The sequence below is a fragment of the Clostridiales bacterium genome, assembly GCA_012512255.1.
Classification (GTDB): Bacteria; Bacillota; Clostridia; order Christensenellales; family DUVY01; genus DUVY01.
Genome location: JAAZDJ010000004.1, coordinates 1 through 4,441 on the forward strand (window position 1 = coordinate 1; position 4,441 = coordinate 4,441).

5 protein-coding genes are annotated in these 4,441 nt (G+C 41.5%); 1 reads left to right on the forward strand and 4 read right to left on the reverse strand.

Going from position 1 to position 4,441, the window contains the following annotated elements:
- The 3 genes from GX756_00185 to GX756_00195 all read right to left on the reverse strand — a co-directional run.
- A partial coding sequence (locus GX756_00185; protein ID NLC16288.1) for an ATP-binding cassette domain-containing protein occupies nt 1-240 on the reverse strand: 240 nt, incomplete at its 3' end.
- Entirely contained in the window at nt 241-1,188 is a 948-nt protein-coding gene (locus GX756_00190) for a zinc ABC transporter solute-binding protein (GenBank protein NLC16289.1), read from the reverse strand.
- 488 nt (nt 1,189-1,676) lie between these two features.
- Entirely contained in the window at nt 1,677-3,785 is a 2,109-nt protein-coding gene (locus GX756_00195) for a hypothetical protein (protein ID NLC16290.1), read from the reverse strand.
- A gap of 121 nt (nt 3,786-3,906) precedes the next feature.
- Here GX756_00195 and GX756_00200 point away from each other — a divergent pair, with 121 nt between their 5' ends.
- A complete protein-coding gene (locus GX756_00200; protein NLC16291.1) occupies nt 3,907-4,116 on the forward strand; it encodes a hypothetical protein in 210 nt (69 codons plus the stop codon).
- Here GX756_00200 and GX756_00205 read toward each other — a convergent pair.
- The coding region (locus GX756_00205; GenBank protein NLC16292.1) for an SIS domain-containing protein at nt 4,106-4,441 on the reverse strand (336 nt) is incomplete at its 5' end. The two genes, GX756_00200 and GX756_00205, sit on opposite strands and share 11 nt — an antisense overlap.

A 4,441-nucleotide genomic window follows, 5' to 3' on the forward strand; every position in this document is an offset into this window, starting at 1 on the left:
CACATAGCCTATGCGGTTGTAGTCTTTGAAACGCTTAATGTCTTGCCCGAAAAGCTCTATTTGTCCTTGATCGGCTTGCAACTGCCCCAGCAAAATTTTCAAAAAGGTGCTTTTGCCCGCGCCGTTGGACCCCAAGATAGCGACAAACTCGCCTTGGCGCAAATAAAAGTCAAGGCGTCTTAAGACGGTATGCGTTCCATAAGAAAAATAAAGGTTGCTGACTTTGACGATGTCTTCCATTTATGTTAATCCGTTTTGCTTATTTAGCGCGTATTTTATGGCGGCAAGGTTATCCCACATTATCTTAAAATAATCGTCGCCTTTTTCCAAATCCTCTTGGCTTAGACTTTCCAAGGGGTTAAGGATTTTTATTTCTATTTGAACGCCCTTGTCAAAATCCTCTGTCGCTAAGGCTTGGGCTAAATTTTGGCTCATTGGCTCGTAAAATATTACCTTGACATTGTTGTTTTTTATAAAATCCGCGATTTGGGCGACTTTTTCGGCGCTAGGATCGGTTTCATGGACGCCGCCTAACGCTACTTGGTTAAGGCCGTATTCTCGGCACAAATAAGAAAAAGCGTTTTTTGTTACCACTATGTCGCGTCTTGAAAATCCCTCAAGCTCCGACAAAAAATCACCGTCAAGCCCGTCGCAAAGGTCGGCGTAATATTGGTAATTGGTTTCGTATTTATCCGCGTTATCAGGGTCTATTTGAATAAAGGCGTTTTTTATATTTTGTAAGATGATTTTAGCGTTTTTGGGGGAAAGCCAAATATGCGGGTCAACTGTCTCGCGGTCGTGTCCGTTATGATCGTTATGCTCTTGATCGTCCAAAACTTCTATGCCTTGGGAAACTTTAACTATCAATAAATCATTATCTAGCGTTTTTATGACCTGTTCGGTCCAATGCTCCATCCCTAAACCGTTATAGATAAACATATCGGCTTTATTTAAATTGACTATATCTTTGGGGCTGGGCGTCCAAGTATGCGCGTTCGCGCCCGCAGGCATAATATTATAGACTTTTGCGCAATCTTGGGCGATCTTGGTCGCGAAGTCGTAAAGGGTAAAAAAGCTGGTATATACTTTAAGACCTTGGTCTTGTTCTTTTTCCCCGCAGCCCGCAAAACTAAATATTAAAAAAAACATTAGGACCAAGCTAAATATATACGACAAAAATTTTTTCATTGATTTTCCTTTTTGGCCGCAAATGATTTGCATTTGCAATTAAGATAAGATAATTATATGCCGCTGTCAAGCCTTTTAGCACATAAAATTTTGGATATGTATTGTTTATTGACTAAAATTTTTATTTTTAACGGTTTTGATACGAGATAATTTTTGTTAACATCCAAGGTTTTTGGGGCATATTGTTTAATATAGCTAAAAATTATAGCGGCCTATAAAAAATCTCTGACACTATCTCCTCCAAATCATTAGATACAGGGCGGCGGTTTTGCGCCGCCTTGTATTTTGCGGCGGGTATTTAATCCAATATTTTATCTTAATATTGGCGGGTTTAATTTTTCTTAATATCGGCGGGCTTATTTTTATCATAATATTGGCGGGTTTATATTTTTAACGCGGGCGGATATATAGCTTGCCGCATTAATAAGCGCTAAACAACTTAAAATCAGTCGGCCTCTTGCTAATCTAAAATCAATGGCGGCGGGGTCTTAGGCAATCTCAATATCAAAAGAGGCGGCGGCGCGGGCAAATTTTTTAAAGCACTCTTGCCCGCCAAAGTTCGCATCGTTTTTGAAGACCCATTTTGAGCCTATGTCCAGCTGTTTGTAAAGGTTAACCCAATTGTTAATTTCTTTCCGGTTGGGTTTGTCGTTTTTTTGAATATTGTTTTTTAGTTTTTTGAGGCTGGCGATTTGGGTTTGGAAATATTGGGACGCGGTTTGATAGATTTTTTGGCTTGTCAGCGGGATAATCTTTTTTTGGGATTTGGGCAAAGCCTCGTAACTGTTGATTAACGCCCGCATTTTTTGGTAGTTGTTCACGCCGTAAACCACGGGGTAATCGGGCTGCTCGCAATGGCCCAATTCAAGTATTTGGGCTATGGCGTCCAAAACTTGAGGGTTTGTTTTTTTTAGGATGTTTTCAAAATAGGCGCATTTTTCTTGTCCTAGGATTTTTTCCTTTTGGCTGCCGTCCAAAATAACATATTTTTCATAGGCCCGCAAAATCTCGGCTTGGGGGCTTTGGGGGGTTATTGAGTCTATGGCTATAAGTGTGCGCATCGCCCGCGTATATATATTAAGCGCCCTATGGTAATAGGCGTCAATCTGCGTCTTATAATAAGGCGAAAAATTGTCCCTTTCGTCCTCTTGGGTTTGGTTGTATAAGATATCCCACGCCGCGAATATTCGGTCTATATTGTCTATTATATAGCTACTGTCGGCTTCCAGCGCGGGCTTTAGGTCTTGGGCTATCGCCTTTGCCTTGTCAAGGCCCTTATACAAATCGTATAAATCGTCTTGGGCTTGGCGCAAAATCCGCGCGTCAATAAGCGGCTGCAAAGACGGCGGCAAGCTGTTATACGATTTTAGCGCCGCCTTTATGCTTTTGGGATCGGCTTTTTTTATGTTTTTTAATTTGTCTATTTTGTTTTGGACATCCGTTATTTTCTTGGAATGCGCGGGCGCATCTGGGTCAAATTCGTATTCAAAACCGCAAATATCCTGCTCTTTTTTTTGGCTTAGTTTGGTTACGGCTGTGTTATAGATTAATACATTATTGCTTTTTGCGGTCTCGTCGTTTTGGTCTTTTTGCGTTTTTTGTATAATAATGTTTTGCCATTTCGCGCCGTTCATATAGTCGGGAACGCCCAAAGACTGTATATCCAGCGCGGCTATAAATTTGGTTTTGTGGCTATCACCCGCCAAAACATTTTGAAAAACATAGCTCCTGTTTTTAGAAAATTTTAGCGTAATAATATTTTTTAGATATTTTTGGCCGCCAATTGAAAAAGGGATGTTCTCAATGGATAAAACAACATCGTCTTGGGGCAAAAAATAACTATCTTGGAATTTGGAAGTCAAAACGCATTGGCCGTCGTTTGGGGTCAAGTTATCCAAAGCGTCAAAGCAATAATGCCAATTGCCGTTATTGGCGTCGCAAATAAGCCCGTTAAAATAGGCGCAATTGTCTATGTATATCGCAAAGCCCAACCGCGCGTAAACTGATTGGCTAAAAGACGGGTAAATCCTAGACTGGCTTAGATTAATTTTTAGCGGTTGGTCCAAATCATACATAAAAAAGGCGTCTAGATTGGGATTAATTATTTGGAAGGCGTCTTGGTCGGGCGGCGGGTCTTGTAAAAACTTATAGCTATGATAAGACGGGATTTGGGGAGAGGTCGCGACGCAAATTGCGCCTTGGCGGGCGTTAAAGTCGCCCGCGTATTCGTCCCAAGCAAAGCAGTCGTCTAAGGTCGCGCCGTTTTGGTAAAAATAACAATGCGGTTTTTGGGCACGGCAAAAGATTTTTTTGCCCGCTTTTTCTATATACGCGCCTGTTTTTAGATTTTGCAGGGCGAAGTCAATGCCTTGGTAAAGGCTGGCAAAGCTGTCTATAAGTCGCCCGTCGCTTTCATAGACATTATAAACTTTGGGTCTTGGGTCTTTCGTTTTAAAGGTAAATTCATTGGGTTTTAAAAAGATGTTTTGGTTTTCGGGGGCGTTTTGGACAACGGCGATATCTTTATCGGCCGGGCGAAAAAAACCGCCAAAGACCAAAACCATAAAAACCAATAAAAAACCGCACAGCCTTTTCACCCGCTTGCTCCTGTTTTTAGATGTTTATTAATTAATTAGGCTGTTTGGTTTTAAAATTATAAAGCCCTAAACTTTGTAAAAAATAGGATAAAAACTTAATTAAAGCTGTTTTGGACGCTTTTTGAAATCGTCTATAACGCTAATGTCCAAATTGTTGTCCAAAATCAAGGGCGTCAAATCCATAGCGAAAATTAAGTTTTTGGAAGCGGTCAGGCGTATGGCTTTTAAGGAAATCTTTAAAGCATATCGGTATAACAAAGGTTATGATAAAGCGATTGGGGGTATGGCTTTTATAGAAAGCGGCGTTGGCAAGCCTTCTTTTATTTGGTAATCGTTACCTTTTGCAAGCCTCTTGGCGCGTCCGGGTTAAGCCCCCTAGCCAAACTTATAGCGCAAGCCCACATCTGCGCTATGACGACATTATAAAAAGGCGTTATATAGTCCGAGCCTTGCAATCCGTATATAACGCTATCGCGCGCGCCGCTTGCCAGTTGTTTTTGGTTGGTAATAACTAAAACTTTGGCGCCTAAGCCCAATAGTTTTTCTTTTAGCTCCTGCATGTCTTTCTGGCTGTTGCCCGCGGGCGCGATAAGAAGAACAGTCGTGTTTTGGTCGACTATGGCGAAAGGGCCGTGATGGAAATCGCTCGCGGCGTA

Bases quoted from the DNA above. Each gene is read 5' to 3' on its own strand.
- GX756_00190 (NLC16289.1), bottom strand. From the start codon at position 1,188: ATGAAAAAATTTTTGTCGTATATATTTAGCTTGGTCCTAATGTTTTTT.